The organism is Azospirillum aestuarii (assembly GCF_016632405.1).
GTDB lineage: Bacteria > Pseudomonadota > Alphaproteobacteria > Azospirillales > Azospirillaceae > Azospirillum > Azospirillum aestuarii.
Map to the genome: position 1 here is coordinate 139,566 of NZ_JAEPIV010000002.1, position 26,724 is coordinate 166,289.

General features: G+C 68.9%; 24 protein-coding genes, 2 tRNA genes and 1 other RNA gene. 14 read left to right on the forward strand and 13 right to left on the reverse strand.

The features are described from left to right. Positions 1-105: 105 nt before the first annotated feature. Genes JJL56_RS05330 through fdhD form a run of 3 tightly spaced genes read right to left on the reverse strand, consistent with a single transcriptional unit; the run spans position 106 to position 2,094 of the window. Positions 106-600 (reverse strand): DUF3305 domain-containing protein, encoded by a 495-nt coding sequence (locus JJL56_RS05330; RefSeq protein WP_200484444.1) that lies wholly within the window; start codon positions 598-600, stop codon positions 106-108. After that, complete coding sequence (mobA, locus tag JJL56_RS05335) at positions 597-1,223, reverse strand: molybdenum cofactor guanylyltransferase MobA (RefSeq protein WP_200484446.1); 627 nt, start codon at positions 1,221-1,223, stop codon at positions 597-599. The genes JJL56_RS05330 and mobA overlap by 4 nt, the downstream gene beginning before the upstream one ends. Continuing rightward, the gene (gene fdhD, locus JJL56_RS05340) at positions 1,213-2,094 is read right to left on the reverse strand and encodes a formate dehydrogenase accessory sulfurtransferase FdhD (protein WP_200484448.1); all 882 of its coding nucleotides are present in this window, start codon (positions 2,092-2,094) and stop codon (positions 1,213-1,215) included. The genes mobA and fdhD overlap by 11 nt, the downstream gene beginning before the upstream one ends. Positions 2,095-2,211: 117 nt before the next feature. Here fdhD and JJL56_RS05345 point away from each other — a divergent pair, with 117 nt between their 5' ends. After that, positions 2,212-2,907: an ABC transporter permease gene (locus JJL56_RS05345; protein WP_145622527.1), complete on the forward strand. Its 696-nt coding sequence runs from the start codon at positions 2,212-2,214 to the stop codon at positions 2,905-2,907. 127 nt (positions 2,908-3,034) lie between these two features. Then, positions 3,035-3,871 carry an ABC transporter substrate-binding protein gene (locus tag JJL56_RS05350; RefSeq protein ID WP_145622529.1) on the forward strand — a complete coding sequence of 279 codons (837 nt, stop codon included), beginning with the start codon at positions 3,035-3,037 and terminating at the stop codon, positions 3,869-3,871. 76 nt (positions 3,872-3,947) lie between these two features. Here the strand turns inward: JJL56_RS05350 and JJL56_RS05355 are convergent, their stop codons facing one another. Then, positions 3,948-5,150 carry a serine hydrolase gene (locus JJL56_RS05355; protein WP_247889206.1) on the reverse strand — a complete coding sequence of 401 codons (1,203 nt, stop codon included), beginning with the start codon at positions 5,148-5,150 and terminating at the stop codon, positions 3,948-3,950. A 538-nt stretch (positions 5,151-5,688) separates the two neighbouring features. On the opposite strand from JJL56_RS05355, the gene JJL56_RS05360 reads away from it, so the two are divergent. Next, on the forward strand, positions 5,689-6,393 hold the full coding sequence (locus tag JJL56_RS05360; RefSeq protein WP_345772547.1) for a hypothetical protein: 705 nt from the start codon (positions 5,689-5,691) through the stop codon (positions 6,391-6,393). 123 nt (positions 6,394-6,516) lie between these two features. Here the strand turns inward: JJL56_RS05360 and JJL56_RS05365 are convergent, their stop codons facing one another. From JJL56_RS05365 to JJL56_RS05375, 3 genes are read right to left on the reverse strand one after another with little or no spacing between them, the layout of a single operon-like run. After that, entirely contained in the window at positions 6,517-7,389 is an 873-nt protein-coding gene (locus JJL56_RS05365) for a S49 family peptidase (protein WP_425599117.1), read from the reverse strand. A 51-nt stretch (positions 7,390-7,440) separates the two neighbouring features. After that, complete coding sequence (locus JJL56_RS05370; RefSeq protein WP_200484453.1) at positions 7,441-8,187, reverse strand: tRNA1(Val) (adenine(37)-N6)-methyltransferase; 747 nt, start codon at positions 8,185-8,187, stop codon at positions 7,441-7,443. Continuing rightward, complete coding sequence (locus JJL56_RS05375) at positions 8,187-8,402, reverse strand: putative signal transducing protein (RefSeq protein ID WP_145622540.1); 216 nt, start codon at positions 8,400-8,402, stop codon at positions 8,187-8,189. The genes JJL56_RS05370 and JJL56_RS05375 overlap by 1 nt, the downstream gene beginning before the upstream one ends. Before the next feature lie 110 nt (positions 8,403-8,512). On the opposite strand from JJL56_RS05375, the gene JJL56_RS05380 reads away from it, so the two are divergent. The 4 genes from JJL56_RS05380 to JJL56_RS05395 all read left to right on the forward strand — a co-directional run bounded on the left by JJL56_RS05380 (position 8,513) and on the right by JJL56_RS05395 (position 10,519). Next, positions 8,513-9,529: a polyprenyl synthetase family protein gene (locus tag JJL56_RS05380; RefSeq protein ID WP_145622542.1), complete on the forward strand. Its 1,017-nt coding sequence runs from the start codon at positions 8,513-8,515 to the stop codon at positions 9,527-9,529. 109 nt (positions 9,530-9,638) lie between these two features. After that, positions 9,639-9,715: transfer RNA gene (locus JJL56_RS05385), tRNA-Pro, on the forward strand. Positions 9,716-9,907: 192 nt separating this feature from the next. Next, positions 9,908-9,984: transfer RNA gene (locus JJL56_RS05390), tRNA-Pro, on the forward strand. Positions 9,985-10,105: 121 nt separating this feature from the next. Beyond that, entirely contained in the window at positions 10,106-10,519 is a 414-nt protein-coding gene (locus JJL56_RS05395; protein ID WP_200484455.1) for a hypothetical protein, read from the forward strand. Between the two features lie 4 nt (positions 10,520-10,523). On the opposite strand, the gene JJL56_RS05400 is transcribed toward JJL56_RS05395, so the two are convergent. Further along, positions 10,524-10,913: a carboxymuconolactone decarboxylase family protein gene (locus JJL56_RS05400; protein ID WP_200484457.1), complete on the reverse strand. Its 390-nt coding sequence runs from the start codon at positions 10,911-10,913 to the stop codon at positions 10,524-10,526. A 257-nt stretch (positions 10,914-11,170) separates the two neighbouring features. Here JJL56_RS05400 and JJL56_RS05405 point away from each other — a divergent pair, with 257 nt between their 5' ends. Next, positions 11,171-13,306 (forward strand): hybrid sensor histidine kinase/response regulator, encoded by a 2,136-nt coding sequence (locus JJL56_RS05405; RefSeq protein ID WP_200484459.1) that lies wholly within the window; start codon positions 11,171-11,173, stop codon positions 13,304-13,306. Positions 13,307-13,319: 13 nt separating this feature from the next. Here JJL56_RS05405 and JJL56_RS05410 read toward each other — a convergent pair whose 3' ends face one another. Then, positions 13,320-13,496, reverse strand: coding sequence for a hypothetical protein (locus JJL56_RS05410; RefSeq protein WP_186452756.1), 177 nt, complete (start codon positions 13,494-13,496; stop codon positions 13,320-13,322). A 162-nt stretch (positions 13,497-13,658) separates the two neighbouring features. After that, complete coding sequence (locus JJL56_RS05415) at positions 13,659-13,889, reverse strand: SMc00767 family acetate metabolism repressor (protein WP_094301980.1); 231 nt, start codon at positions 13,887-13,889, stop codon at positions 13,659-13,661. A 365-nt stretch (positions 13,890-14,254) separates the two neighbouring features. On the opposite strand from JJL56_RS05415, the gene JJL56_RS05420 reads away from it, so the two are divergent. Beyond that, positions 14,255-15,136 carry an NAD(P)-dependent oxidoreductase gene (locus JJL56_RS05420; protein ID WP_200484461.1) on the forward strand — a complete coding sequence of 294 codons (882 nt, stop codon included), beginning with the start codon at positions 14,255-14,257 and terminating at the stop codon, positions 15,134-15,136. A gap of 39 nt (positions 15,137-15,175) precedes the next feature. Here JJL56_RS05420 and JJL56_RS05425 read toward each other — a convergent pair whose 3' ends face one another. From JJL56_RS05425 to JJL56_RS05435, 3 genes are all read right to left on the reverse strand, one after another. Continuing rightward, positions 15,176-16,579, reverse strand: a complete 1,404-nt coding sequence (locus tag JJL56_RS05425; protein ID WP_200484462.1) for an FAD-linked oxidase C-terminal domain-containing protein — start codon at positions 16,577-16,579, stop codon at positions 15,176-15,178. Positions 16,580-16,841: 262 nt separating this feature from the next. After that, the gene (locus JJL56_RS05430) at positions 16,842-20,450 is read right to left on the reverse strand and encodes a hydantoinase B/oxoprolinase family protein (protein ID WP_200484464.1); all 3,609 of its coding nucleotides are present in this window, start codon (positions 20,448-20,450) and stop codon (positions 16,842-16,844) included. Between the two features lie 110 nt (positions 20,451-20,560). Continuing rightward, a complete protein-coding gene (locus JJL56_RS05435) occupies positions 20,561-21,115 on the reverse strand; it encodes a GNAT family N-acetyltransferase (RefSeq protein WP_145622557.1) in 555 nt (184 codons plus the stop codon). A 320-nt stretch (positions 21,116-21,435) separates the two neighbouring features. Between JJL56_RS05435 and JJL56_RS05440 the strand changes: the two genes are divergently transcribed. From JJL56_RS05440 to rnpB, 5 genes are all read left to right on the forward strand, one after another. Continuing rightward, positions 21,436-22,173, forward strand: coding sequence for a TerB family tellurite resistance protein (locus JJL56_RS05440; protein WP_200484465.1), 738 nt, complete (start codon positions 21,436-21,438; stop codon positions 22,171-22,173). 119 nt (positions 22,174-22,292) lie between these two features. Next, complete coding sequence (locus JJL56_RS05445) at positions 22,293-24,119, forward strand: ATP-binding cassette domain-containing protein (RefSeq protein WP_200484467.1); 1,827 nt, start codon at positions 22,293-22,295, stop codon at positions 24,117-24,119. Further along, entirely contained in the window at positions 24,116-24,994 is an 879-nt protein-coding gene (locus tag JJL56_RS05450; RefSeq protein WP_145622562.1) for a DMT family transporter, read from the forward strand. Before JJL56_RS05445 ends, JJL56_RS05450 begins: the two co-directional genes overlap by 4 nt. Before the next feature lie 22 nt (positions 24,995-25,016). Beyond that, positions 25,017-25,727: an N-acetylmuramoyl-L-alanine amidase gene (locus JJL56_RS05455; protein WP_145622564.1), complete on the forward strand. Its 711-nt coding sequence runs from the start codon at positions 25,017-25,019 to the stop codon at positions 25,725-25,727. Positions 25,728-25,789: 62 nt separating this feature from the next. Continuing rightward, positions 25,790-26,207: RNase P RNA component class A (rnpB, locus tag JJL56_RS05460), an RNA gene on the forward strand. Positions 26,208-26,724 lie beyond the last annotated feature (517 nt).

The window sequence follows — 26,724 nt, forward strand, 5'->3', positions numbered from 1 at the left end:
TAACCCTCCCCCGCTTCGCAGGGGAGGGAATCGACTCCTCCCCCTGCGAAGCGGGGGGAGGTCGGGAGGGGGGGGCCACGGCGCCGGCGCCCCATCAAGAAGTCATCACCCCTGCTTCGGGAAGTGCCGCTTGCGCTCGCGCTTCACGAAGGGGACATCCACATGATGCTGCTCGGTGAAGTCGCGGACCAGCGCCGTGACCTCCGGCGGCATCGGCACCGTCTCCACCATCTCCACGCCGCTCACCTGATAGGCTTCGCATTCGTGAGCGGAGGCGGTGACGACGAAGGGCACGACGCCCCCCGGTTCGCCCGTCTCGTCCGGGCGCAGCACGACCCAGAGGCGCGGCGGCTCCTGCGACAGGTTCAGCTTGTAGCCTTCGGTGTCGCTGCGGAACAGTTCCAGCGGCAGGGTCGCGGCGTGGAAATGCGCCCAGCCCTCCCCCTCGCGCAGAAGGCGCCAGGGACCGTCGACCGGCGGGGCGCCGGGAATCACCGAGACCGGACGCCACGCCCAGTCCGCCCAGGCGCTGGTGCCCTTGCGGCGTTCCAGGACGATGCCAAGCTCCATCGTCTCGGTTCTGCTCAGCGCTTCGCTCATCGGACCAGTCCCGCCGCCATCAGCCGTTCCGCCTCCGCCAGATCGTCGGGGCGGTTGGTGTTGAAGAAGGGGTCTACCGGATCGATGGCGAAGTCGGCAACCGCCAGACGGTACCGGGCGGTCCAGGCGTCCACCTTGCGCATGTCCTCCTCCACCATGGCGCGGCGGAGGTCGTCGGCGAGGTCCACCCGCCACAGCCCGAAGACTGGGTGCTCCTGCCCGTCGGAGCGGGCGCAGGCGAGGTCGGCGCCATCGCGCTCCACCGCCGCGACCAGACGCGCGACCAGATCGCCGGGAATAAAGGGCGCGTCGGTGGCGAAGCTGGCCAGCCAGCGGCATTGCGGCGCGTTGGCCCGCGCCCATTCCATCCCGGTCAGCACCCCGGCCAGCGGTCCGGCGAAGCCCTCCACCACGTCCGCGGCCACCGGCAGGCCGAAGGCGGCGAAGCGCGCCGGGTCGCCGTTGGCGTTCAGCACCAGCGGCCCGACCTGCGGGCGCACCGTGGCGATGATGCGCTCCAGGATGCTGCGCCCGCCGAGCGTGCGCAGGCTCTTGTCGCCGCCGCCCATGCGCCGCGACAGGCCGCCGGCCAACAGCACGCCGGCAATGCCGTCAGTCCTCATTACGGCTCCCCTTGCGCTGGTGACGCCCGCCCTCGTCGCCGACCGCAGCTGGGTCGGCGTCGAAGTCCAGCCGGTCGGTGCCGGCCAAAGCGAGGAAGCGCTTGCCCTTGGCCCGCCCGACCATGGTCAGGTTGGCCTGTCGCCCCAGTTCCACCCCCCAGGCGGTGAAGCCGGAGCGGGAGATCAGGATCGGGATGCCCATCTGCACCGTCTTGATGACCATCTCCGAGGTCAGGCGCCCGGTCGTGTAGAAGATCTTGTCGTGCGCCGGCACACCGTGCAGGTGCATGTAGCCCGCCACCTTGTCCACCGCGTTGTGCCGCCCAACGTCCTCCATGTAGACGAGGGGACGGTCGTCCTGGCACAGCACGCAGCCGTGGATGGCGCCGGCCTCCAGATACAGGCTGGGGGTCAGGTTGATCTTCTTCGACAGGGTGTAGATCCAGGAGGTCTTCAGCCGCGCGTCGGGGTTCAGCCGCACCGACTCGAAGGTCTCCATCACGTCGCCAAAGGCGGTGCCCTGGGCGCAACCGGAGGTCAGCGTCTTCTTCTTGAGCTTCTGCTCGTAATTCGTGGCGCGCTCGGTGCGGACGACGACGGTGTCGATCTCCTCGTCGTAGTCGATGCCGGTGATCCGGTCGTCGCGCTTCAGCATGTTCTGGTTGAGCAGATAGCCCACCGCCAGATAATCGGGGTAGTCGGCGATCGTCATCATGGTGACGATCTCCTGCCCGTTCAGGTACAGCGTCAGCGGCCGTTCCACGGTGACCGACGCCTCCACCGGACGCCCGTCCTGATCCAGCCCGGAAACGCGCTCCGTCAGCTTGGGATTCGCCGGGTCCGGCCTTATGGTGAATTCCGTGAGGTCCATGACCGGAAGAGTGGGGAAGATCGCGCGCCGGGGCAAGCGGCGGATGATCGGCTCCCGCAGGACGGAAGCGATGAGGCCCTTTTTTCTTCGGCCCGGTTTTGTTTGGTGAGTACCCTTATGCATGAGTTCGGTCTGGCCTTCGTCACCGCCTTCCACCTGATCGCCGATTTCGATCCCGGTCTGGTGGGGATCGTCGGCCTGTCGCTGCGCGTCAGCCTGACCGCCGTCCTGCTGTCGGCCCTGATCGGCCTGCCTCTGGGCGCCGCGGTGGCCGCCTTCCGCTTTCCGGGCCGGCGCGCCGTGACCTTGTTCCTGAACACGGCGATGGGGTTGCCGCCGGTGGTGATCGGGCTGATCGTCTATCTGATCCTGTCGCGGTCCGGCCCGTTGGGTGTGCTGGGGCTGCTGTTCACCCCGACCGCGATGATCGTGGCCCAGACCGTGCTGATCGTCCCCATTGTCGCCGCCCTGACCCGCCAGACCGTCGAGGACCTGATGGTGGACTACGCCGACCTGCTGCGGGTGATGGGAGCCGGGCCGCTGACCACCCTGTTCACCCTGCTGTCGGAAGCGCGCTGGAGCCTGCTGACCATCCTGCTGGCCGGCTTCGGCCGGGCCTCGGCGGAGGTCGGGGCGGTGATGATCGTCGGTGGCAACATCGACCGGGTGACCCGCGTCATGACCACCTCCATCGCGCTGGAGACCAGCAAGGGCGACCTGCCGCTGGCGCTCGGCCTCGGCGTCATCCTGATGACCTTGTCGCTGTCGGTGAACCTCGCCGCCGCCATGGTGCGGGAGACGCGGCGAGCCTGAACCGCCGCGCCTTCCCCGCGGCCCCAGTTCGCGATTCTGGGAAATTTGCAAAGCCGTTCGAACTTTCCCATAGTCGCCGCCAGAGCCCGCAACCAAGGCGGGCGAAAACCTGGAGAGGGATAGTCCAATGCTGCGCCGTTCTTTCGTGCTGGGATGCGCCGCCGTGGCGGCTCTGCTGCTCGGCTCCGTTCAGCCGTCCACCGCCGCCGACCGCTTCATCACCGTGGCCTCCACCACCTCGACCGAGGATTCGGGGCTGTTCAAGTCGATCCTGCCGAAATTCACGGAAAAGACCGGGATCGAGGTCCGCGTGGTCGCCAAGGGCACCGGCCAGGCCATCGACATCGCCAAGCGCGGCGACGCCGACGTGCTGTTCGTCCATCACAAGCCGTCCGAGGACAAGTTCGTCGCCGAGGGCTTCAGCACCGAGCGCAAGCCGGTCATGTACAACGACTTCGTGATCGTCGGGCCAAAGGCCGACCCGGCCAAGGTCGGCGGCAGCAAGGACGTGTCCGCCGCGCTGAAGAGCATCGCCGCCGCCAAGGCCCCGTTCGTGTCGCGCGGCGACGACAGCGGCACCCACAAGTCGGAGCAGGCGCTGTGGAAGACCGCCGGCGTCGATCCCACGACGGGCGACGGGTGGTACCGCGCCATCGGCCAGGGCATGGGCGCCACGCTGAACACCGCGGCTGCGGTGAACGGCTACGCCATGACCGACCGCGCCACCTGGCTCAGCTTCAAGAACCGCGGCGACCTCGATGTGCTGGTGGAAGGCGACAGGCGACTGTTCAACCAGTATGGCGTCATGCTGGTCAACCCGGCCAAGTTCGCCCACGTCAAGGCCGCCGACGGGCAGGCCTTCGTGAGCTGGCTGGTCTCCGCCGAGGGCCAGCAGGCCATCGCGGATTACACGATCAACGGCAACCCGCTGTTCTTCCCGAACGCCAACGAGCCGGGCGCCTGACCGGCCCCTCTCCCGGACACGGAAAAGGCGCAGCCCCGCGGCTGCGCCTTTTTCTTTTGGCGGAAAAGAACCGGGCTTACAGTTTCTCGTTTGGCGACACCGGCACGCAGCGGTGGCCGCTGCGGGTCAGCTCCGAGCAGACCTTGCGGGCGGTCCGCTCGTCCAGCCCGACCATGCGGGCGCGGTAGACGGTGGAGCCGTTCGCCTTCACCGGGGTCACCGCCGGCTTGGCGGCGCGCAGCAGGAACGGCGCCTGCTTGGTCGCCTGGGAGAGCGCCCGGTTGCTCGCCTCCCGCGTGGAGAAGGCGCCGACCTGCACGCCCCATTTCGACCCGTCGGCCTTCGGCGAATCGGCGTCCTCGTCGCGGGCGCGGGCCGGCGGACGGACCGCGGCGGGGGTGGAGACGGTGGAGGCAAGCTGCGCGATGGTTTCCGGCTTGGCCGGCGGCCTGCCCTTGGCGGTGGCGCGCGGCGCGTCCTCGTCCCCGGCGCGGGCGACGACCAGCGCGTCGGAACCGCGGCTCGGCTTGTCGAACGCCTTGTCGAGGATCGCCTCCATGCGGGCGTCGCGCGAGGCCGCCGACTTGCCGCCCAGCACCACGGCGACCAGCCGGCGGCCGTCGCGCACCGCCGACGCCGCGAGATTGAAGCCGCTGGCCACCGTGTAGCCGGTCTTGATGCCGTCCATGCCCTCGTAGCGCGACATCAACCGGTTGTGATTGTTCAGGCTGCGCCCGCCATAGACGAAGGCGCGGCGGCTGAAATAGGGGTAATAGCGGGAGTGGTCCGACAGCATCGCCCGCGACAGGATGGAGAAGTCGCGCGCCGTGGTCAGCTGCTCCATGTTCGGCAGGCCGTTGGAATTGCGGAACACGGTGTTGCGCATCCCCAGCTCGCGGGCCTTGCGGGTCATCATCTCGGCGAATTTCGCCTCGCTGCCGCCCAGCGCCTCCGCCAGCACCACGGATGCGTCGTTGGCCGACTTGGTGACCAGCCCGAGGATCGCCTGCTCCACCCGCAGCGTCTTGCCGGCGCGCAGCCCCAGCTTGGTCGGGGACTGCGCCTCCGCCCAGGCCGACACCGGCAGCGACTGGTCCAACCGCAGCCGCCCCTCGTCCAGCGCGTCGAAGGTCAGATAGAGCGTCATCATCTTGGTCAGCGACGCCGGGTATGTCAGGGTGTCGGCGTTCTCCTCGTGCAGAACCTCACCCGTGCGGGCGTCCACGACGATCGCCGCGTATTTCGCCGCCAGCGCCGGCAGCGGCGCCAGGACGGTCACCGCCAGAACCGCCAGGGCGCCGCACAGCCCCCGGCCACACAGCCCTCTAACGAAAGGGGTAATGCCGAAGGCACTCCCCAGAGTCGAACGTCCATTCGCCAAACGTTCTGTGGCCTGTTCCCCCTCCGTTTCGCGTCCGCGCCAAGCGAACGCCAAAAGCAGGCTTCGAACGGTCTGGCCCGTTACGTTCATGATGCCCCCGCCAAAGGCTAATACTTGCTGTTTGGCGCAATGGTAAATTCCATGGAAATCAGTGTCTAGCGACAATTCGTTAATTTGCCGCTTCGATTTCTTCGGCGACGCTGTGACGAAATTGGATAGGGCGGGGACCCGTGCGGGGCGAGCCGCGTTGAAGGAGCGCGGCCGCCGATCCATCTTCCCGGAAGGGCAGGACCATCCCACCCCATCCATACCGGACGCGAGGCACCTCATGACACGCCCGCCCAAGCGACGCCCGCCCAGGCAACGCCTGACGAATCCGCGCGCTGCCGTCCGGGGCGGACGAAGAGGGAGGGCCATTGGGCTGGCAGCGGCGGCGGTGGCGGGGCTTCTCGGCGGCTGCGCCTCGGTCGGTCCGACCGACAATCCGGTGGCGCGCAAGCTCACCTGGGTCAGCTACCTCAACGGCGACGACCTGCGCGCCGCCTGCACCAAAGGGGAGAGCGACCGCTATCGGCTGGTCTTCAACGCCGATTACCAGAAGCATGTGCGGACCTATGACATCGTCGGCGACCGCGGCACCGGCGGCGCGTTGGTCGAGGCGCGCGTGCTGGAGGCCACCGACCTCGCCCGCATCGATCTGGACGACCCGGCGGCGGTCGCACGCGGCCCGGTCGCCAAGGCCCAGCTGTCGCCGCGCCAGTTCGCCCTGTTCGTCCTGCGCCTCTACGAGAGCGGCGCCTTCGAACCGGCTCCGAGCGGGGTGCGCCTGCCGTCCAACGGCGTCTATTGGCTGATCAACGGCTGCCGGCGGGGAAGCTGGTTCTTCAACGCCTACCCCTACCCCTCCGACCGCTTCTCCGACATCCGGTTCGACGGGCCGTTGAAGGAGTTGGACGGCGGTGTCCAGGGCACCGGCGTGCCCTACCCCGCCCTGCCGCGCCCGCAGGACGCGCCACGCACCCTGCCGACCGGCGGACAGGTGGACAGCGCGGGGGTGGTGTTCGAAGTCCAGGTGGGCCGTGACGGGCTGGTCGGCCCGACCGCGCCCTTCGGGGCTTGGCTGTTCGCCGGGAAGGAGTAGGGGACAAGAGGTTTTGCCCCACGCTGGCCCTCCCCTCGGGGAGGCGCCGCGGTGTGCACGGATCTCGCAGGACCCATCCTGCAAAAACCCGCGATGGCCGCCCGACGCTCCCCGGCGGAAAACTCAGAGGCCGTAGCGCGACCACAGGGCACGCTCCTCGACGGCGGCCAGAGCCGCCGCGGGGAGGTCCGCCGCAAGACGGTCCGGAATGCTCACCCCCATCGGCGCCGCCACGCGGAAGCCCATCCGGCGGAACCAGCGCCGGTCCTCCTGCACCACGCGCAGCCGCAACTTCTCGCCGAAGCGGCCCCGCAGCACGGTGCGCAGATCGCCGATGCCGTCGATCAGCCCGAGATCCAGCGCGCGCCGCCCCGCCCAGAAGGCACCGGAGAACAACTCATCCTCCGGTCCCGACAGGCGGGCACCGCGGCGATCGCGCACCATGGCCTTGAAGGCGTCGTGGATCTCCGCCTGGATCGCCTTCAGATGGGCCACCCCGTCCTCCCGCTCCGGCGAGAAGGGGTCGAGGATCACCTTCTTGTCGCCCGCGGTGTAGAGCCGCCGTTCGATGCCGTAGCGCTCGATGAACTCGTGCGCGCCGAAGCCGGCGGACACCACGCCGATGGAACCCAGGATGCTGCTCTCGTCCGCCCAGATCTCGTCCGCGGCGCAGGCCAGCCAGTAGCCGCCGGACGCCGCCGCGTCCTCGCAGAAGGCGAAGACCGGCACCTTCTTCTCGGTGGCGAGATCGCGGATGCGCTTGGCGATCAGCGCCGACTGCACCGGCGACCCGCCCGGCGAGTTGACGACCAGCGCCACCGCCGCCTGACCCTTCGGCGCGAAGGCGCGTTCGATCAGCCCGGCCATGTTGGCCATGGTCAGACCCTGGCGGAAGGCTCCGGCCTGACCGATGACACCGGACAGGCGGAGGACGGACACGATCGGCCCGGCGTCGCGCCAGGGGCCGAACGGGAGTTTGGCGAGCAGCTTCGTCATGTTCATCGCCGGTTGAAATGGTGGCGTTGAGGCTGGATTGAAAGCGCCGAGTTAAGCGATCAGCGGTTCCATGTCGCGCAGAATCCGTTGCGCCCGCGCGCTGTAGGCGCCATCGGGGCCGTGCAGCACCAGACCGGCGGTGAATCGCGCCGGCGAACGCCCGCCCTTCCGCGCCGCTAGCAGGAGGCGCCGCGCCTCCTCCCCCGCCTTCGGCCAGAGCGGGACGAGCGTCAGGGAGCCGAATCGGGCGCCGTGGAGCGCGGCCAGGATCTCGTCCACCCGGTCGGCGCGGTGGACCATGGTCAGCGTGCCGCGCGGCTTCAGCATGGCGGCGGCGAAGCGCACCCAATCGGTCAGCCCCGCCTCGCCCTCCACGTTGGCGGCGGCCTTCCAGGCATCGGGCGGGACGCTGGCCGCGCCGGCGCGCAGGTAGGGCGGGTTCATCATCACCCGGTCGAAGGTTCCGGGAACCAGCCCCGGCGGCGGGGCCAGCAGGTCGCCCTCAAGGACGCTCACCCGGCCATCCACACCGTTGAGGGCGGCGTTGCGCCGGGCGAACGCCGCCGCCTCCGCCCGCTTCTCCAGCCCAACAACCATCGCACCGGGCACACGGACGGCGAGGCACAGCGCCGCCGCCCCGGTGCCGGTGCCGACGTCCAGCACCCGCTCCCCCGCTTCAGCGGCGGTGAAGGCGGCGAGTAAGACAGGATCGATGGCGGCGCGGTAGCCGGCTTGCGGCTGGTGCAGGCGGACACGCCCATCCAGGAGCGTGTCGAACGCCGCGTCGCTCCCCGCCATCACGCCCCCAACTCCTCCCCGGCGTCGCGCAGCAGGCGGCAGGCGGCGGCATGATCCTCGTCGGCCACCATCAGGCGACGGGGGATCGCGCCGATGGAGCCTTCCAGAATGCTGGTGTGGGTGTCCAGCACGATCCCTTCGATTCCCGCATCGGCCAGCAGGGCGAGAAGCCAGCTCAGACGGACCGGATCGGTGGTGCGCAGCAGTTCCTTCATGAAATCCCGACTGTTCTGTGCCCTTATTCGCCTTGCGGACTTGACCGAAGAGGCTATGCCGTTATGCTCCCTGCCGGAATTCGTCACGTCAATCATCATTGGAGTCGACCTTGGCGGTCGTGACCAACCTCGAGCCGAAACGGCGGAAGTCCACCCCGCTCGACGATCTGACCGCCCTGGTGGCCGATGACCTGAGCGCGGTCAACGAGATCATCGTCCAGCGGATGCATTCGTCCGTGGATATGATCCCGCAGCTTGCCGGCTACCTCATCGCCGCCGGCGGCAAGCGCCTGCGCCCCGTCCTCACCCTCGCCGCCGCCGAACTGTGCGGCTACAAGGGCGAGGATCACAAGATGCTGGCCGCGGTGGTGGAGTTCATCCACACCGCCACCCTGCTTCACGACGACGTCGTGGACGAGAGCGACCTGCGCCGCGGTCTCGCCTCGGCCAACGCGGTGTTCGGCAACAAGGCCAGCGTGCTGGTCGGCGACTTCCTGTTCTCCCGCAGCTTCGAGCTGATGGTGGAGGTCGGGTCGCTGGACGTGCTGCGCATCCTGTCCAAGGCGTCCGCGGTGATCGCCGAGGGCGAGGTGCTGCAGTTGCGCACCACCAACGACACCGAGACCAGCGAGCAGGCCTATCTGGAGGTCATCAAGGCCAAGACGGCGGAGCTGTTCGCCGCCGCCTGCCGCGTCGGCGCCGTGGTGGCCGCCCGCCCGCAGGCGGAGGAGCTGGCGCTCTACGACTACGGCATGAATCTGGGCATCGCCTTCCAGCTCGTCGACGACGTGCTGGACTATTCGGCCAAGCAGGCGAAGCTGGGCAAGACGGTCGGCGACGACTTCCGCGAGGGCAAGATCACCCTGCCCGTCGTGCTGGCCTTCCGCCGCGGCAACGACGAGGAGCGGGCCTTCTGGCGCCGCACCATGGAGGAACTGGACCAGCGGGAGGGCGACCTGGAGCGCGCCCAGGAACTGATGGCCAAGCACAACGCGCTGAAGGACACGGTGGAGCGCGCACGCCACTACGGGGCCATCGCGCGCGACGCGCTGGGCCTGTTCCCGGACACGCCGGTGAAGGCCGCCCTGCTGGAGGTGCTGGATTTCGTGATCGAACGCGATTTCTGAGCTTTGGGAACTTTTTCGCCGCCGGGGGTGATTTTCACGTTGCAGCCCCCGGATCGAGCGGCTATATACGCGGCCCACGGTGACGCCGGCGACGGCGCCACCGACGGACCGGAGAGTAGCTCAGCCTGGTAGAGCACTGCTTTCGGGAGGCAGGGGCCGGAGGTTCGAATCCTCTCTCTCCGACCAAGACGAAAAGGGCCGATGCGGCGACGCATCGGCCCTTTCGCTTTTCCGCCCCGGCCTGGAGTCTCTCGCACCGGCTTTCGCGGCCCGGCAAAAAAACATTCCGCAAATGCCGCTTATTCCCATTGCAGCCCGCGGGCAATGGGTCTATACACCCGCTCCACGGCGACGCTGGCAACGGCGACACCGACGGACCGGAGAGTAGCTCAGCCTGGTAGAGCACTGCTTTCGGGAGGCAGGGGCCGGAGGTTCGAATCCTCTCTCTCCGACCAAGACGAAAAGGGCCGATGCGGCGACGCATCGGCCCTTTCGCTTTTCCGCTCCGCCGCTGCGGCACAGGCCGCGCTCCCGCCTGTTGTCCCTTTGGAAGCGACACAGACGGGGAGCGGACCCATGGAACAGGCGATCGGACAGGAACCCCACGCGGCGGGCGGGCCGGTGGGGACGGAGATCGACCTCAAGGCCGTCGTGGTGTCGCGCGCGGTGCGCGACCTGCTCCAGCCCCACGGCTTCCGCCCCCGCGACATCGGCAGCGGCGTGGGCGGCGGCATGGCCTGGAACCGCCGCGGCGGCGACGACACCCACGAGATGATCACCTGCAACGGGCGGCTGTCCGGCGACCCGGACCGGTCGGACTGGACGGCCGGGCGCTACGGCAACCGCGGCGGCTTCGTGGAGGTCACCGGCCTGACGCTGCGCGGCGCGCTGGACGCCGTGGCGGTCCTGCCCAGGCCGGTGCGGGTTGACGGCTCGCTGGCCGAGGGCATCTACCCGTCGCTGGAGGACGCCCTCGACGACATTGCGTGACGGGCTATCTCAGCGCCTCGTCGATCTCCACTTGGTAGCCCTTGGCAAGGCGGTTGGTCTCGTTGGCCATGCCGATGACGGCCATCAGCTCGCCGAACTGGGCGTCGGTCATGCCCGCGCGCCGCGCCGCGGCCTCGTGCGAGCGGATGCAATAGTCGCAGCCGTTGGTCACGCTGACCGCGACGAAGACCATCTCCTTGACCATCGGGTCCAGCGCGCCGGGGGCCATCACCTCCTTCAGGCTCTCCCAGGTGCGCTTCAAGGTCGGCGGATGATGCGCGGTCATCTTCCAGAAATTGTTGACGTCCGGCACGTTGCGGGCCGCCTTGATGTCGTCGTAGACGGCGCGCACCTCGGGAGCGGCGTCGGCGTGCTCGATGGGCTTCAGGGGCATGGCTGATGGTCTCCGCAGCATGTTGACGTCGGTGGGGCACCGGCTCCGCCGTATTCTCGCCGCTTCCGCACGGCGGAGCCATGGGGAATGGCTCAGGCCCGACACGTCACTCCACTGAAAGTCATAGGGCTGCCGGAAAGTTCAGGTTGCCCCGGCTGTCATGGACCGGCATAGCTTGCGGATCACGGTGGCCCGCGCCTGGCGCCTCGTCCCATCGCCACCTGTGATCACCCTCCCCGCCGCCAACCGCGCAGCCCATGCCTCTTCGTTACCTCGACGCCCTGGCAACCGAATCGGCGGGAATGGTGCGCCTTCTGCGCATCCTCCTGGTGGCGTCCGTCCTGGTTCCCACCCTGCTGTTCACCGCCATCGCCTGGCGCGACTTTCACGAGGAGGAAGCGCAGGCCGAGCGCAACATCCGCAAGACCGTGCTGATCCTGCACGAGCACATGCAGAAGGTTTTCGACACGGTCGAGCAGGTCCTGGACCGGCTGGACGAGCGGACCGCCGGCCTGAGCTGGGACGCGATCGGCCGGTCCGATGACCTGCACGGCTACCTGAGGACGCTGGTCGAGGAGCTTCCGCAGATCGGCGTCGTCGGACTGGTCGATCCCAACGGCACGCTGCGCAACGACAACCGCCTGTTCCCGGCCCCGTCGATCAACGTCGGCGACCGGGAGTATTTCCGCACCCAGGCGGCCGGCGACGCCGGCATCCTCGTCAGCGAGGCGATCACCGGGCGCGGGTCGGGCAAGCGGCAGTTCAACGTCACGCGCCGCCGCGCCGCAGCGGGTGGCCCGGAGGAGCCGTTCAACGGCGTGCTGCTGACCGCGGTGCTCACCGATTACCTGGTGGATTTCTATCAGCTCGTCGTCTCAGGCCCGAAGGAGTCGATCTCCCTCGTCCGCCGCGACGGCTCGGTCCTGGTCCGCTTCCCCTCGATGGGCGATCGGCAGGCCCGCCATGCCGCGGACAGCTTCCTGCTCGGCGCCATGGCGGCCGGGCAGACCGAGGGCGTGTTCCGCACACGGGGCCGCCTCGACGGCGTAACGAGACTCAACGGCTTCATGCAGGTCGCGCCCTACCCGATCTACGTCACCTACGGCATTCCGATCTCCGAGATCCTGGCCGGCTGGACGCGCAACATCCTTCTGTACGCCGCCTTCGCCGTGCCGGCGATGCTGGCTCTGGTCGGCATCACCCTGCTGGCGCTGCGCCGCGCGCAGAGCGAGATGCGGGCCGTCCGCCGCTGGACCGAGGAGGCTCGCGCCCGCGAATCCCTGGAGAACGCGCTGCGTCAGTCGCAGAAGCTGGAGGCGTTGGGCCAGTTGACCGGTGGCGTCGCCCACGACTTCAACAACCTGCTGACTGCCGCCCTGGCCAACCTGCATCTGATGGAACGGCATCTGCCGGTGGAGGGGGCGCGCTATCTGGACGGCACCCGCACCGCCTTGGAGCGCGCCCGGACGCTGACCGGGCAGCTTCTCGCCTTCTCGCGCCAGGAGGCGGTGGACCCCAAGGTGATCGATCTGGGGGATGCCCTGCGCATCATGGCCGATCTGCTGGAGCGCTCCATCCGCGCCGACATCGCGCTGGACTGGGCGCTTCCCACCGATCCGCTGCCCGTGGAGGTCGACCCGGTCCAACTGGAACTGGCGGTCCTGAATCTCGTGGTGAACGCCCGCGACGCGATGCCGACGGGCGGGCGCATCCGCATCGCCGCCCGGCAGGAGGAAACACCCGACGGCCCGCTGGCCGTTCTGGAGATCACCGACACCGGCGGCGGCATGCCGCCGGAGGTCGCCGCCCGCGCCTTCGAGCCGTTCTTCACCACCAAGCCGCATGGCAAGGGGACGGGTCTCGGCCTGTCGATGGTCTATGGCTTCGCCCGGCAGTCGGGCGGCAACGCCACCATCTCCAGCGCGCCGCGCCGCGGCACGGTCGTCCGCATCACCCTGCCGGTGTCCGGCCGGGCGCCGGAGCCGGAAACGGTTCCGGATGCGGAGGAAGCGGCGCCGGCCGGCCCGGTGCGCCTGCTGGTGGTCGAGGACAACGCCCTGGTCCTGATGGCCACCGTGGAGGGACTGACCCAGGAGGGCTTCGAAGTGGTGACCGCCGACCACGGCGCCGCCGCGCTGGAGATCCTGGAGCAGGACAACGCCTTCGACGTGATCGTGACGGACGTGGTGATGCCCTACGGCGTGTCGGGGATCGATCTGGCGCGGCGGGTCCAGGAGCGCTGGCCCGGCATCCGGGTTCTGCTGATTTCCGGCTACAGCCCCGAATCGCTGACCGGCCTGAAGGCCGACGCCGCCGTCCTGCCCAAGCCCTTCACCCCGGACCAGCTCGCCGCCCGCGTCCGCGCCCTGCTCCGCACCGTGAAGACCACCTGACCGGACGGAAGAGTCAGAGCAGAACGCTGATGAACATCGGCGCCCACAGCACCGCCGACCAGATCAGCCCCAGGAAGATGCCGTGGGTGAGGTCGGTGAAGGTCGGTTCCGACAGGCAATGCATGCGCCAGAACGCTTCGCGGTCGTTCATGCCCTGACGCTGCGGGGACTGGTTCTGAGCGTCCTTCATAACCGTTTCCTTGTTGGGGGCCAAAAGGAAGGAACCGGTGAAGGGCGCCGCGGTTCCGCCGCGCGGCAGGAACTTCGATCGGGCAGGATGGGCAACACCGAAAAGGAAAAGGCCCCCCGCCCTTTCGGACGGAAGGCCTTCCGGTCGGATGGGATGAGCCGCTTACTTGGTGCGGATCATCGGGGTGAGCTGATCGCCCCAGTTGCCCGTCGCGTTGTGATAGCGGGCGGTGCGCATCAGCTCGACCGTCACGCCGGCCTCCACGGCCTTGACGACGGCGTCGTTCAGGCGGTGCAGGCTGTTGGCGAGGACGCGGATGGCGCTTTCCTGCTCGTCCGTGAGGTTCGAACGCTCGTCCGGCGGCGCATCCTGGAAACCCGGCTGATTCGTCATGCGGCTATCCTTCCCTTGTTCTCCGGCCCGGGTCTTGCGGTCCCGGCTCTGGCCCTGGTTCACCGACGCCGTTGCGCCGGCATGGCCGGGTGCTGCGCTGCAAACCCGGCATTCAACGTCTTAACACATCACGCGCCGGGAGCAAGGGCGCGGCAAGACAACCTCGTTCGAAAGAGTCATGCCTCCCGCGGCAGAGTGCCGCTGCACGGGGATACAGGAGGGGGGAAGGAGTCCAGCGGGCTTCAATCACGCTGCGTTCGACGGACGGCATTTGATCGGGGCGCGCTCCCGGCCTAGCTTTGCGCTCCAAGGGCAGACGCCGACAAAAACAATCCGCAGCCGATACAGCAAAGAAAGACAGGACCATGGCCGACACCGCGACCGATTCACGCTCCGTCGCCTTTCTGGGGCTTGGCACGATGGGCTTTCCCATGGCCGGCCATCTGGCCGTCCGGGGCGGCCACCGGGTGACCGTCTTCAACCGCACCGCCGCCAAGGCCGACGCCTGGACCGCCCGTTTCGGCGGCGCCAGCGCCCCGACCCCCGAGGACGCCGCCCGCGATGCCGAGGTGGTCTTCCTGTGCGTGGGCGGTGACGACGACGTGCGGGCGGTGGCCGGCGCGGCGATGGGCGCCATGAAGCCCGGCACCATCGTCGCCGACCATTCCACCGTATCCGCCACCGTCTCGCGCGAGATGGCCGAGTTGGCGCGCGAGCGCGGCCTGTTCTTCCTCGACGCGCCGGTCTCCGGCGGGCAGGCCGGGGCGGAGAACGGGGTGCTGACGGTGATGGTGGGCGGCGACGCCGAAGCCTTCGCCCGCGTCCAGCCGCTGATGGGCTGCTACGGCCGCTCCGTCACCCATATGGGGCCGGCGGGCGCCGGTCAGCTGACCAAGATGGTCAACCAGATCTGCATCGCTGGCCTGCTCCAGGGGCTGGCCGAGGGCATGGCCTTCGCGCAGAAGGCCGGGCTGGACGGGCACACGGTCGTGGACGTGATCGGGAAGGGGGCGGCCCAGTCCTGGCAGATGGACAACCGCGCCAAGACCATGCTGGACGGCAAGTTCGACTTCGGCTTCGCCGTGGACTGGATGCGCAAGGACCTGGGCATCGTCCTGGGCGAGGCGCGCAACAACGGCGCCAGCCTGCCCGTCACCGCCCTGGTCGACCAGTTCTACGCCGAGGTCCAGGCGATGGGCGGCAACCGGCTGGACACCTCCAGCCTGATGACGCGGCTGACGCGCTGACCGGATGGGGAGCGCTGCTGCGCTCCCCTTTCTGTTACATCACACCCGGACGACCTTGCCGGGGTTCATCCGGTTGTCCGGGTCGAAGGCGCGCTTCAGCTCGCCCATCACGGCGAAGGCGTCGCCGGCCTCCTTCTCCAGGAACTCCATCTTGCCGTAGCCGATGCCGTGCTCACCGGTGCAAGTGCCGCCCATGGCAAGCGCCCGATCGACCATGCGGTCGTTCAGGCGCTTGGCTTCGGCCAGCTCCTCCGGCTTGTCGGGGTCGATGACGTAGACGAGGTGGAAGTTGCCGTCGCCGACATGGCCGACCAGCGGGGCCAGCATCGAGGATTCGGCGATGTCCTTCTTCGTCTCCAGGATGCAGTCGGCCAGCCGCGAGATCGGCACGCAGACGTCGGTCGGCCAGCCCTTGGAACCGGGGCGCAGCGCCAGCGCCGCGTAATAGCCGTCGTGGCGGGCCTGCCAGAGCTTGGAGCGGTCCTCCGGACGGGTCGCCCAGGTGAATTCGCTGCCGCCATACTCCGCGGCGATGGCCGAGACCATCTCCGCCTGCTCCTTGACCCCGGCCGCGGTGCCGTGGAACTCGAAGAACAGGGTCGGGGCGACCTTGTAGTCCAGCTTGGAATACTTGTTCACCGCGTCCATCTGGACCTCGTCCAGCAGTTCGATGCGGGCGACGGGGATGCCGGACTGGATGGTCTGGATCACCGTGTCCACGGCGCCGCGGATGTCGTTGAACGGGCAGACCGCCGACGAGATCGCCTCCGGAATGCCGTAGAGGCGCAGCGTCACCTCGGTGATGATGCCGAGCGTGCCTTCGGCACCGACGAACAGGCGGGTCAGGTCGTAGCCGGCGGCGGACTTGCGGGCGCGCCCGCCGGTCTTGATGATCCGGCCGTCGGCCAGCACCACGGTCAGCCCCAGCACGTTCTCGCGCATGGTGCCGTAGCGCACGGCGTTGGTGCCGCTGGCGCGGGTGGAGGCCATGCCGCCCAGCGAGGCGTCGGCGCCGGGGTCGATGGGGAAGAACAGGCCGGTGTCGCGCAGATGCTCGTTGAGCTGCTTGCGGGTCACGCCGGCCTGGACGGTGACGTCGAGATCCTCCGGGCTGACGCGCAGGACCTCCTTCATGTTCGACACGTCGATGCAGACGCCGCCGGCCAGCGCCGCGACGCCACCCTCCAGCGAGGTGCCGGTCCCGAAGGGGATGATCGGCAGCTTGTGCTTCGCGCAGAGCGTCACGATGGCGCTGACCTCCTCGGTGGAGGTGGCGAAGGCGACGCCATCGGGCGGGAAGTTGGGGTGGTAGGACTCGTCCTTGCCGTGATGCTCGCGCACCGCCGCGGCGGTCGTGAAGCGGTCCCCAAGCAGGGCCTTGAACTCGGCCTTCATCTCGTCGGTGAAGGCGACGCGAGGCTGGGCGGCGGGTACGGCGGTCATGGACGAATCTCCCTGGGGGTCCTTTTGGCACGGTGACGTGCGGTGGTAGGACCGGAGAAGCTAAGCCCCGCCGCCCGTGCAGACAAGCGACTCGCGCGCATGGGTGGGTGCCGCAGCAAAAGCCCTCTCCCCCCTGGGGAGAGGGAGGGGACCCGCGCCACAGGCGCGGGGAGGGTGAGGGGGTTGAGCCTTTGCCGGACGTACGACACGCGCAACCCCCTCACCCTAACCCTCTCCCCAGAGGGGAGAGGGAACTGGGAACCTACGCCTCCTCGTACCCGCCGCCGCCCGGCGTCTCGACGACCAGCACGTCGCCCTCCCCCATGGCGGTCTTGTCCTGGGGGCCGAGTTCCTCCACCGAGCCGTCGGTGCGCTGGACCCAGGTCCGCCCGATCTGGCCGGGGGCGCCGCCCTTCAGGCCGAAGGGGGGCACCCGGCGGTGGTTGGACAGGATGGCGGCGGTCATCGGCTCCAGGAACTTCAGGCGCCGCACCACCCCGTCGCCGCCGCGCCAGCGCCCCGCCCCGCCCGATTCGCGGCGGATGCGGAAGCTGTCCAGCAGAACCGGGAAGCGCCATTCCAACACTTCCGGGTCGGTCAGGCGCGAGTTGGTCATGTGGGTGTGCACCGCGTCCGTCCCGTCGAAGCCGGGACCGGCGCCGGAGCCGCCGCAGACCGTCTCGTAATACTGGTAGCGCTCGTTGCCGAAGGTCGTGTTGTTCATCGTCCCCTGGGCCGAGGCCAGCACGCCGAGCGCGCCGTACAGCGCATCGGTGACGCACTGGCTGGTCTCCACGTTGCCGGCCACCACCGCGGCCGGATAGCTCGGCGACAGCATGGTGCCCGGCGGGATGACGATCTCGATGGGCTTCAGGCAACCCTCGTTCATCGGGATCTCGTCGTCCACCAGCGTGCGGAAGACGTAGAGCACCGCCGCCCGGCACACCGCCGTCGGGGCGTTGAAGTTGCTGGTGAGCTGCGGGCTGGTGCCGGTGAAGTCCACCCGCGCCGACCGTTCGTCCTTGTCGATGGTGATGCGGACCTTGATGACCGCGCCGTTGTCCAGCTCCTGCACGAACTCGCCGTCGGTCAGCACGTCGATGACGCGGCGGACCTGCTCCTCGGCGTTGTCCTGGACCAGCTTCATGTAGGCGTTGACCGTCTCCAGCCCGAACTGGGCGACGATGCGGCGCAGCTCGCGCGCGCCCTGCTCGTTGGCGGCGATCTGGGCCTTCAGGTCGCCCAGGTTCTGCGCCACGTTGCGCGCCGGCTGCGGCCCGGCGGTGAAGAGGGCGACGACCTCCTCCTCCAGGAAGCGGCCCCGCTCGACCAATTGGATGTTGTCGAGAAGGACGCCCTCCTGGTCAATGGTCGTGCTGTCCGGCGGCATCGAGCCGGGGGTGATCCCGCCGACGTCGGCGTGGTGCCCGCGCGAGGCGACGTAGAACAGCACCCGCTCGCCGGCCTCGTCGAAGACCGGGGTGATGACGGTGATGTCCGGCAGATGCGTGCCCCCGTGATAAGGGTCGTTCAGCATGTAGACGTCGCCGGGGTTCATCGCCCCGTGGCGCCGCTCGACGATGGCGCGCACGCTCTCGCCCATCGAGCCGAGATGCACCGGCATGTGCGGGGCGTTGGCGATCAGACCGCCGTCCGCGTCGAACAGGGCGCAGGAGAAGTCCAGCCGCTCCTTGATGTTCACCGAATAGGCGGTCTTCTCCAGCGTGAAGCCCATCTGCTCGGCGATGGACATGAATAGGTTGTTGAAGACCTCCAGCATCACCGGGTCGGCCTTGGTGCCGATGGCGAGGCGCTGCGGCAGTTCCTCGAAGCGGGTCAGCACGAGGTGGTTCTTGCGCGTGACCTCGGCGATCCAGCCGGGCTCGACCACCGTGGTGGCGATCTTCTCCCGGATGACGGCGGGACCGGTCACGCGGTTGCCGGGCTGGAGCCGGTCGCGGTCGTAGACCGGCGCCTCGCGGTCGGCGCCGCCGGTGTGCAGGGTGACGGTGGCGAGGCGGCGCGGCAGGGCGCCGGTGACGCTCGGCAGATCCTCGTCGTCGGCGCTCTCGGTGCGGCCCACCGCCTCCACCGACACGGCCTCGACCACCAGGGCCTTGCCCTCCATCATGAAGCCGTAGCGCTGGCGGTGCGCCGCCTCGAAGGCCGCGGCCATGGCGTCGAGCGGCCCGAAATCGACGACCAGCGGGCTGTCGGAGCCCTCCACCTTGATGTGCGCCTTGCGCAGCACGGCCAGCCGGTCCTCCGGCACGCCCTGGCGGGCCAGCTCCGTGCGCCCCTCAGCCTCCAGCGCGGCGAGCGTGGCGGTCAACTCGTCCACCAGGGCGTCGTCGAGGCGGGCCTCCACCGCGCGCTCGCGGATCGCCACCGTGTCGGCGAGGCCGATGCCGTAGGCGGACAGCACGCCGGCGTGCGGGTGCAGGAAGACCTTGCGCATGCCCAGCGCATCGGCGACCAGACAGACATGCTGCCCCGCCGCCCCGCCGAAGCCGTTCAGCGTGTATTGGGTGACGTCGTAGCCGCGCTGGACCGAGATCTTCTTGATGGCGTTCGCCATGTTGTCCACGGCGATCTTCAGGAAGCCCTCGGCCACCTGATGCGGGGTCATCTCGGTGCCCAGCGCCGCGTTCACCTCTTCGGCCAGTTCGGCGAACTTCTCGCGGACGATGGCGGCGTCGAGCGGCTGGTCGGCCTCCGGCCCGAAGACATGGGGGAAGAAAGCGGGATGCAGCTTGCCGACCATCACGTTGCAGTCGGTCACGGTCAGCGGCCCGCCGCGGCGGTAGCAGGCCGGACCGGGATTGGCCCCGGCGCTCTCCGGCCCGACGCGGAAGCGCGCCCCGTCGAAGAAGCAGACCGAGCCGCCGCCCGCTGCCACCGTGTGGATGTGCATCATCGGGGCGCGCATTCGCACCCCAGCCACCACCGTGTCGAAGGCGCGCTCATACTCCCCGGCGTAGTGCGACACGTCGGTGGAGGTGCCGCCCATGTCGAAGCCGATGACCCGGTCGAAGCCGGCCATCCGCGCGGTGCGCACCGCCCCGACGATGCCGCCCGCCGGGCCGGAGAGGATGGCGTCCTTGCCCTGGAACCAGCGCGCGTCGGTCAGCCCGCCGTTCGACTGCATGAACATCAGCCGCACGCCGGAGAGGTCCCCCGCCACCTGCTCCACATAGCGGCGCAGGATCGGCGACAGGTAGGCGTCCACCACCGTAGTGTCGCCGCGCCCGACGATCTTCATCAGGGGGCTGACCTGATGGCTGACCGACACCTGGGTGAAGCCGATGGAGCGGGCCAGCGCCGCCACCTGCTTCTCATGGTCCGGGTAGCGGTAACCGTGCATCAGAACCACCGCGGCGGCGCGGAAGCCGTCCTGATAGGCTTGCTCCAGCTGGACCCGAACGGCGCGCAGGTCCACGGCCTTCAGCACCGTGCCGTCGGCCTTGACCCGCTCCGGTACCTCGGCCACCCGCTCGTAAAGCAGTTCGGGAAGGACGATGTGGCGGGCGAAGATCTTCGGGCGGGCCTGATAGCCGATGCGGAGCTGGTCGCCCAGCCCTTCGGTGATCAGCAGCAGCGTGCGCTCGCCCTTGCGCTCCAGAAGCGCGTTGGTGGCGACGGTGGTGCCCATCTTCACCGCCTCGACCGCCTCCGCCGGGATCGGCTGGCTGGCGGCGAGGCCCAGCAGGTCGCGGATGCCCTGGATGGCGGCGTCGCGGTAGCGTTCCGGATTTTCCGACAGCAGCTTGTGCGTTACCACCGACCCGTCCGGGCGTTTGGCCACGATGTCGGTGAAGGTGCCGCCGCGGTCGATCCAGAACTGCCACCGGCCCGGCTGTTGGGGCGCCATATCCCACTCCCTGATGTCTTGGCTTTACGGGGAGTGTGACCATACGCCGCCGCTGGTCAAGACGGGGTGCACGAAAGGGTGGGATGCGCTTCGTTCCCCTGCCCGTCCGGTCAGGCCGCCTTGAGCAGCGCGGGCAACCCGTCCAGCATGGCGTTCACCGCGCCGGCCCCATCCTCGAACGCCTCCAGCGCCAGCGAGAATTGCGAAGGACGCGGCAGGTCGATGGTGATGGCGAACTCCCCGCCGTCGCGCTCCATCCGACCGCCGAAGCGGCGCGACAGGGCGCGCATGCGGGTGTTGTCGGCCAGACACATCATATGGACCTGCCGGATGCCCCGGTTGGCCGCGATGGACAGCGAGCGGCGGACCAGGGTGGAGCCGACGCCCCGCCCCTGAAACCCCTTCTCGACGCTGATCGCCAGCTCCGCCGCGCCGGGCCATAGCAGCCGATCGAAGCACAGCTCCACCGCACCGCGCAGTTCGCCGCGGTCGAACAGGCCGAGCAGCGTCGTCCGCGTCCAGTCGAGCGACTCGCAATGTTTGACGATGACCTCGTCGGAGACGGTGCCGGTGAAGCGGGCGTAGCGGTCCGCCTTGTCCAGCCGCAGCAGATGCGCGCGGTACGGACCGCGCTCGGCGGGGAGAAGCTTGCGGATGGCGGGCATGGAGGGACTCGCGGGGCTGGTGATTCGGGACATCGCACCGCTTCGCGTCGTCCGCTTCCCCATCGGCGGCCTGGATCGGCCATCCTCTTTTGTTGCGGCGCAACATGGAGAAGACGGGAACGAAGGGCAAGGGCTCGTGCGATGACGGTACAGCTCTGTTGCAGCGCAGCAACATCCTGCTCCGCCGAAAATCCCATACCCCCAACGGATGAAAAGGGCGCGGCGCGCGAAGATGCTGGGAAACAACGAAAAAGTATGGGCCGGTTGGCGCGGTGCCGGACTGCCGGTATGCTGCTCCCGCAGGCGAAAGGCGGATAAGAATGAGCATCTGGGGCAGCGTCCTGGGCGGGGCGGCCGGTTTCACCATCGGCGGCCCGATCGGGGGCCTGATCGGTCTGGCCACCGGCTATGCGGTGGGGCGCGGCATCCGCGGCCTGTGCGGCCCGGCGGACGCCACCAAGTCCATCGCCTTCACCATCGGCGTGATCGCCCTGTCGGCGAAGATGGCCCGCGCCGACGGCGTGGTGAAGCGGGTTGAGGTGGACACCTTCAAGCGGCTGTTCCGCGTCCCGCCGGAGGAACTGGACACGGTGGGCCACGTCTTCGACCTCGCCCGCAAGGACAGCCACGGGTTCGAGGAGTACGCCCAGCAGATCGCCGGCCTGTTCGATGACCGCCGCGCCGTGCTGGAGGAACTGCTCGACAGCCTGCTGGCCATTGCCGAGGCCGACGACGAGCTGCACGAAACGGAAGTCGAGTATCTGCGCACCGTCGCCCACATCTTCGGCTTCAGCGACGAGGAGTTCGAGCGCATCGTCGCCGGCCACCACATCGCCGGCACGCCGAACGAGACCGACCCCTACGGCGTGCTCGGCGTCTCCCGCCGGGCCAGCGACGAGGCGATCAAGGCCGCGCACCGCCGTCTGGTGCGCGAGCATCACCCGGATGTGCTGATCGCCCAGGGCATGCCGCAGGAGTTCGTCGATCTGGCGACGCAGAAGATCGCCGCCATCAACGCCGCCTTCGACCGGATCGAGAAGGAGCGCGCGCGCGGCTAAAGCCAGGCGTCGCGCCGTCCTTCCCGGCCGACGCATCCCCGCCCCGGCGCAATCGGGTGTCGCGAGCCTGCGGACCGCACGCTATATAAGCACACCTCCGCACACCGTATCGTTGGGTCATGGCTCCTCCCGCTCCGATCACCGCGCTCCAGGGCGTGTCCGTCACCTTCGGCGGCCGTCCGCTGTTCGAAACCATCGACCTGTCCATCGGGCGGGGCGACAAGGCCTGTCTGGTCGGACGGAACGGGTCCGGCAAATCGACGCTGATGAAGGTGCTGGCCGGCATGATCCAGCCGGACGGCGGCACCGTCTTCACCCAGCCCGGCGCCCGCATCGCCTATCTGCCGCAGGAGCCGGACTTCACCGGCTGCGCCACCGTCCACGACTATGTCGCTGCCGGCCTGCCCGCCGACGAGCGGGACGAGGCGCACCGGGTGGACGCCGTGCTGGACCGGCTCCAGGTGCCCGGCCATCTCGACCCCAACACGCTGTCGGGCGGCGAGGCGCGGCGCACGGCGCTGGCCCGCACGCTGGTCGGCGCCCCCGACGTGATGCTGCTGGACGAGCCGACCAACCACCTCGACCTGCCCACCATCGAGTGGCTGGAGGAGGAGTTGCTGGCCTACCGCGGCGGCCTGCTGCTGATCTCGCACGACCGCAGCTTCCTGAACCGGCTGGCCAAGCGGACGCTGTGGCTCGACCGCGGCACGGTGCGCGCCACCGACCGCGGCTTCGCCGAGTTCGAGACCTGGCAGGCCGAGGTGTTCGAGTCGGAGGAGATCGCCGCCCAGAAGCTGAACCGCAAGATCGAAGGCGAGATGAAGTGGCTGCGCGAGGGCATCTCGGCCCGGCGCACCCGCAACATGGGCCGCGTGCGCGCCCTGCTCCAGCTCCGCACCGACCGCGCCGAGCGCATCAAGGGCGGCCAGCAGGCCAAGCTCGCCGTCGCCGAGGCCGAGCGCGGCGGCCGGCTGGTCATCGAGGCCGAGCACATCTCAAAGGGCTTCGACACGGCGGACGGCCGCAAGTCCATCGTCAACGACTTCTCCACCCGCATCCTGCGCGGCGACCGGGTCGGGCTGATCGGGCCGAACGGCGCCGGCAAGACCACCCTGCTGAAGATGCTGACCGGCCAGATGGAGCCCGACAGCGGGACGATCCGGCTGGGCACCAACCTGGAAACCGCCTATTTCGACCAGCGGCGCGACGGGCTGGACCCCGAGGACACCATCCGCAAGGTGCTGTGCCCCTTCGGCGGCGACAGCATGATGGTCAACGGCCAGCCGCGCCACGTCGCCGGCTACATGCGCGACTTCCTGTTCGACACGCGCCAGCTCGACAGCCCGGTCAAGGCGCTGTCGGGCGGTGAGCGCAACCGGCTGCTGCTCGCCCGCCTCTTCGCGCGGCCCAGCAACATGATGATCCTCGACGAGCCGACCAACGACCTCGACATGGACACGCTGGACCTGCTGGAGGACGTGCTCGGCGACTATCAGGGCACGCTGCTGCTGGTCAGCCACGACCGCGACTTCCTCGACCGGCTGGTCACCAGCACCATTGCGGTGGAGGGGGACGGGGTGATCGCCGAATATCCCGGCGGCTATTCCGACTATCTGGTGCAGCGCCCGCCGCCCAAGGAGAAGGCCGCCGCCCCGGCCAAGGCAAAGCCCGCCGCCGCTCCCGCGGCCGCCAAGCCGAAGGGCAAACTGAGCTACAAGGACCAGCGGGAGTTGGACGACCTGCCCGCCCGCATGGACAAGCTGACCGCGGAGGTGGCGACGCTCGAATTGGCGCTGGCCGATCCCGACCTGTTCGCCCGCGACGCCGCCAGGTTCCAGAAGACGTCCGACCGGTTGCAGACGAAGCAAAGCGAGCTGGCCGCCGCCGAGGAACGCTGGCTGGAGCTGGAGGCCCTGCGCGAGGAGCTGGAAGGCGGCCGCGGATGAGTCTGCGCGACTCGCTGCTGGCGCTCCTGGTCATGGCGACCTGGGGGCTGAACTTCGTCGTCGCCAAATGGGGACTGGCCGAGTTCCCGCCGCTGTTCATCATGGCGCTGCGCTTCCTCGCGGTGGCGGCGCTGATCCTCCCCTTCAAGCGGATTCCCTGGAGCGCGGTGCGGCCCATCGCGATTCTGTCGGTGACGCTGGGGACCGTGCATTTCCCGCTGATGTTCACCGGGCTGAACGGCATCGACGCGGCCACCGCCTCGCTGGCCGCGCAGGCGCAGGTGCCCTTCTCCTCCCTGCTGGCCGCGCTGGTCTTCAAGGACAAGCTCGGCTGGCGCCGCGCCACCGGCATGGCCGCGGCCTTCGCGGGCGTCGCGGTGATCGCAGGCGAGCCGCGGCTGTCCGGGTCGCTGGTGCCGCTGTTCATGATCCTCGGCGCCAGCTTCGCCTTCGCCGTCGCCAGCATCCAGATGAAGCTGATCGTCGGTGTCGACGGATTCGCGCTGAACGGCTGGATGGCGCTGTTCGCCGCCCCGCAGCTGCTCCTGCTCTCCTTCCTGTTCGAGGAGGGGCAGATGGCCGCGCTCACCGACGCCACCCTGTGGGGCTGGGGCGCCATCGCCTACATGGCGGTGGGCGTGACGATCGGCGCCTATGGGATGTGGTACCCGCTGCTGCGCAAATACTCGGTCAACCAGACCATGCCCTTCCTGCTGACCGTGCCGGTCTTCGGCGTGCTGGCGGGCGTTCTGCTGATGGACGATCCCTTCACGCTTCGGCTGGTCCTGGGCGGGCTGTTGACCGTGGGCGGCATGGCCGTCATCGTGAAGCGGCGCCCGACGGCGCTGGCGGAGAAGGTGACGAATCCGACCTGAGGAAGCCCGACCTGAGGACACCATGATGCGCACGGGCACCGGATGCATCGACCGCCCCTCCCCCAACCATGGGCCGCGGCCCGAGGGGGTGGGGGTGGAGCTGCTGATCCTCCATTACACGGGGATGCCCACCGCCGAGTCGGCGCTGGCCCGGCTGTGCGAGCCCGCCGCCCAAGTCAGCGCCCACTACACGGTGGACGAGGACGGCGCCGTCTACGCCCATGTGCCGGAGGACCGGCGCGCCTGGCACGCCGGCCTGTCCTCCTGGCAGGGCCGGGCCGACGTGAACAGCCGCTCCATCGGAATCGAGATCGTCAATCCGGGGCACGAGTTCGGCTACCGCCCCTTCCCCGCCGTACAGATGGCCGCCGTGGCGGATCTCTGCCTGGACGTCATGGGGCGGCATGGAATCGCGCCCGCCGACGTGCTCGGCCACAGCGACATCGCGCCCGCCCGCAAGGAGGACCCCGGCGAGCTGTTCGACTGGCCGGGGCTGGCGGCGCGTGGAATCGGGCTGTGGCCGGAGCCCGCCAGGGCGGACGATTCGGCGAACGACTCGGCGGATTCGGCGGAGGATGTGGCGGCGCTTCTGGGACGCTATGGGTATGACACCGCCGAATCGAGGGTTCTGCTGTCCTTCCAGCGCCATTTCCACCCCGAACGCCTGACCGGGGAGCCCGACCCGGAGACGCTGCGCCGCCTGCGCGCGCTGCTGCGGATGACCGGGCGCTGAGAATCCGAATCGCCCCCGAACACCGTTGCGAATCGAACGCCGACCCTATACACAGTGCCGCGCCAGATGGCCGGATGGCCGCCTTCGACCTTTTGGATCGGGGGAGGAAAGTCCGGGCTCCACGGAAACACGGTGCCGGCTAACGGCCGGCGGGGGCGACCCTAGGGAAAGTGCCACAGAGAGCAAACCGCCACCGGCCTCGTGCCGGCGGTAAGGGTGAAAGGGTGCGGTAAGAGCGCACCGCGCGCCTGGCAACAGGGGCGGCACGGTAAACCCCACCGGGAGCAAGACCGAATAGGGGCGGCACGGCCCGCCATCTCCCCCGATCCTCGATCGGTTGGGATGGTCTGGGGCCAAGCGCGTTTCCGCGCCGCCGCCCGGGTTGGTTGCGTGAGGCGCCGGGCAACCGGCGTCCCAGACGAATGGCCATCCATCAGGGTAACCTGAGGACAAAACCCGGCTTACAGGCCATCTGGCGTTTATCCCCACCACCTCCGGATCAGCGATCCACCCCTTTTCCGCAGCGCGGGCCTGGGATGGCGCCCCCTTGTCCACAGATGTCCCCAGCTTCATCCACAGCCGGTGGATAACTGTGGGGCAAATTCCCATGCCGTCCCATGCCACGCCTCGGTAGGTTACCCCAGCAGGCTATACCATTCGTAGGGTGCGATTCGCCTTTATGGAAAGCCACATGATGGGAACCATTCGCGGGACTCACGGAACATCCTGCGAACTCTGTGAGGCAATGGCGCGTAATCGCTCATTAGCGCGCTGATACGTTGCCGATTCTCGCCGATTCGGTTCACCTATTTGCACGCTGGCAACACATCGGGCCAAAAGTCTTGACAGCACCATATGAATACTGGAGGGGGCGTTGACGCCCAAACTGTCCCATGCTATCCCATGAAAGCCCAGTTCGGAGGGGGAACTACCCAACCAAGGTAGCCAAACCGGGCGCGTTCAGCGGCAAGAGCGGATAGGGCTTCGCGGCGGCGAG

What these genes read in the sequence shown, in the direction of transcription:
- JJL56_RS05330 (WP_200484444.1), bottom strand. Translation starts at nt 600, where the DNA reads ATGAGCGAAGCGCTGAGCAGAACCGAGACGATGGAGCTTGGCATCGTC.
- mobA (WP_200484446.1), bottom strand. Translation starts at nt 1,223, where the DNA reads ATGAGGACTGACGGCATTGCCGGCGTGCTGTTGGCCGGCGGCCTGTCG.
- fdhD (WP_200484448.1), bottom strand. Translation starts at nt 2,094, where the DNA reads ATGGACCTCACGGAATTCACCATAAGGCCGGACCCGGCGAATCCCAAG.
- JJL56_RS05345 (WP_145622527.1), top strand. Translation starts at nt 2,212, where the DNA reads ATGCATGAGTTCGGTCTGGCCTTCGTCACCGCCTTCCACCTGATCGCC.
- JJL56_RS05350 (WP_145622529.1), top strand. Translation starts at nt 3,035, where the DNA reads ATGCTGCGCCGTTCTTTCGTGCTGGGATGCGCCGCCGTGGCGGCTCTG.
- JJL56_RS05365 (WP_425599117.1), bottom strand. Translation starts at nt 7,389, where the DNA reads ATGACGAAGCTGCTCGCCAAACTCCCGTTCGGCCCCTGGCGCGACGCC.
- JJL56_RS05370 (WP_200484453.1), bottom strand. Translation starts at nt 8,187, where the DNA reads ATGGCGGGGAGCGACGCGGCGTTCGACACGCTCCTGGATGGGCGTGTC.
- JJL56_RS05375 (WP_145622540.1), bottom strand. Translation starts at nt 8,402, where the DNA reads ATGAAGGAACTGCTGCGCACCACCGATCCGGTCCGTCTGAGCTGGCTT.
- JJL56_RS05395 (WP_200484455.1), top strand. Translation starts at nt 10,106, where the DNA reads ATGGAACAGGCGATCGGACAGGAACCCCACGCGGCGGGCGGGCCGGTG.
- JJL56_RS05400 (WP_200484457.1), bottom strand. Translation starts at nt 10,913, where the DNA reads ATGCCCCTGAAGCCCATCGAGCACGCCGACGCCGCTCCCGAGGTGCGC.
- JJL56_RS05405 (WP_200484459.1), top strand. Translation starts at nt 11,171, where the DNA reads ATGCCTCTTCGTTACCTCGACGCCCTGGCAACCGAATCGGCGGGAATG.
- JJL56_RS05410 (WP_186452756.1), bottom strand. Translation starts at nt 13,496, where the DNA reads ATGAAGGACGCTCAGAACCAGTCCCCGCAGCGTCAGGGCATGAACGAC.
- JJL56_RS05415 (WP_094301980.1), bottom strand. Translation starts at nt 13,889, where the DNA reads ATGACGAATCAGCCGGGTTTCCAGGATGCGCCGCCGGACGAGCGTTCG.
- JJL56_RS05420 (WP_200484461.1), top strand. Translation starts at nt 14,255, where the DNA reads ATGGCCGACACCGCGACCGATTCACGCTCCGTCGCCTTTCTGGGGCTT.
- JJL56_RS05425 (WP_200484462.1), bottom strand. Translation starts at nt 16,579, where the DNA reads ATGACCGCCGTACCCGCCGCCCAGCCTCGCGTCGCCTTCACCGACGAG.
- JJL56_RS05430 (WP_200484464.1), bottom strand. Translation starts at nt 20,450, where the DNA reads ATGGCGCCCCAACAGCCGGGCCGGTGGCAGTTCTGGATCGACCGCGGC.
- JJL56_RS05435 (WP_145622557.1), bottom strand. Translation starts at nt 21,115, where the DNA reads ATGCCCGCCATCCGCAAGCTTCTCCCCGCCGAGCGCGGTCCGTACCGC.
- JJL56_RS05440 (WP_200484465.1), top strand. Translation starts at nt 21,436, where the DNA reads ATGAGCATCTGGGGCAGCGTCCTGGGCGGGGCGGCCGGTTTCACCATC.
- JJL56_RS05445 (WP_200484467.1), top strand. Translation starts at nt 22,293, where the DNA reads ATGGCTCCTCCCGCTCCGATCACCGCGCTCCAGGGCGTGTCCGTCACC.
- JJL56_RS05450 (WP_145622562.1), top strand. Translation starts at nt 24,116, where the DNA reads ATGAGTCTGCGCGACTCGCTGCTGGCGCTCCTGGTCATGGCGACCTGG.
- JJL56_RS05455 (WP_145622564.1), top strand. Translation starts at nt 25,017, where the DNA reads ATGATGCGCACGGGCACCGGATGCATCGACCGCCCCTCCCCCAACCAT.